This window comes from Porphyromonas sp. CAG:1061, assembly GCF_000435035.1.
Classification (GTDB): Bacteria; Bacteroidota; Bacteroidia; order Bacteroidales; family Porphyromonadaceae; genus Porphyromonas_A; species Porphyromonas_A somerae.
Map to the genome: position 1 here is coordinate 25,923 of NZ_HF988916.1, position 1,579 is coordinate 27,501.

Annotated in this window: 2 protein-coding genes; both read right to left on the reverse strand. The window is 53.3% G+C overall.

Annotated features, from left to right (window positions below):
• Positions 1–1,057, reverse strand: a 1,057-nt coding sequence (locus QVO39_RS05045) for a chloride channel protein (RefSeq protein WP_288171788.1), incomplete at its 3' end; no start/stop codon positions are given.
• A 1-nt stretch (position 1,058) separates the two neighbouring features.
• On the reverse strand, positions 1,059–1,579 hold a 521-nt coding region (locus QVO39_RS05050), incomplete at its 5' end, for an L-threonylcarbamoyladenylate synthase (protein WP_288171789.1).

Genomic DNA, 1,579 nt, shown 5'->3' on the forward strand with positions numbered 1-1,579 from the left:
CAAAGACACCACCGGCTCCACCACCCGCATTGGTCGCCACCGTGGCAAAAACCTTTGCCAGTACCGCTAATGTCAAGAAGAGGGGAAGTGCCCACGTGGTGCCGGTCAACTTCTCAAAGAAAGAGCCTTGCATCACCCGCTGTGGCTCGGCACTAATCAGCGTGCTGATAGAGTTATACCCCTCACCGTAGAGTGGGGGAAGCAAAAATATCAGCGTGCTGAGGATCGCCGCGCAGACCAGAAACCTCTCCCAATAGTGTGTCATCCCTTTCAGCTTGCGCTCCAGCCCAAAGGAGATCTTGGTGAAGTAGAGCGAGGCGAGTCCGCAAAGAGCTCCTAGTACGATCACCCATGGCATCCTACCGAGTGTAAAAGCCTCTGTCGCTTCGTAGGCAAACTGTGCCTCGGTACCAAAGATCAGGTAAGAGAAAGAGGCAGCGGTTACCGAGGAGATAAGTAGCGGTAGTACAGAGGTGAGGGTGAGGTCCATCAGCAGCACCTCCACCACAAAGATAAGTCCCGTGATCGGTGCCTTGAATATCCCCGCTACCGCCCCCGCAGCACCGCACCCCAAGAGGAGCATTAGGTTTTTATGCTCTAGGTGAAAAAAGCGACCGATGTTGCTCCCGATCGCCGAGCCAGTCATCACAATAGGCGACTCTGCACCTACCGAACCACCCATACCAATGGTGATAGAAGAGGCGACAATAGAGCTCCACATATTGTGTGGCTTCAGCCGACTCTTACGCTGGCTAAGGGCATAGAGAATCTTGGTGACGCCGTGGCTGATATCATCACGCACAATGTACTTCACAAAGAGGTAGGTAACGAAGACACCCACCACCGGCGTGATCAGGTAACCGATATAGAGGTCGTCGACCTCGGAGAAGGACGCTGCGTGGTCCGCAATCCAATGGATCGACCCCTTTAGGATCGCAGCTGCAAAGGAGCAGAGCACCCCAATCACGAAGGCAAGTATCAGGATAAAGATCTGCTCTGGAATGTGCTTTTCGCGCCACTCCAAAATCTTTAGCACCGATTTATGCTCCTTGCTCATCCTATCTTAGTACCTTGAATTGTCCATCCACCTCCAGCTTGATAATGCTCGAGGCAGTGGCAGGCCTCCTATCGCCTTGTCGATATTTCACTACATAGTCCACCCCTTCGAGTATCTCTTGAGAGATCTCTCCGAAGTGTGCCGGACTAGGTGCTCCCGATACATTGGCAGAGGTGCTCACAATTGGCTTCTTAAATCTTAGGCAAAGATCCCTACAGAAGGGCTCACGCTCCACCACTCGGATCCCCGCACTCCCATCCTCTGCCAAAAGGTTGGGTGCCAATCCATGCACCCCAGGGTAGATCACCGTGAGTGGGGTAGGGCTTGCCTCAATCAGGTCGTAAGCGATCTCAGGCACCTCCTTCATAAGCCCTTGCAGCTTGGCAGAGCTATCTACAATAGAGATCAGTGCCTTGGCACTTGCTCGGTGCTTTAGTTCAAAGACCTTCCGCACCGCCTCCTCGTTTGTCGCATCACAACCAATGCCCCAAATCGTATCGGTAGGGTAAAGGATCACCCCAC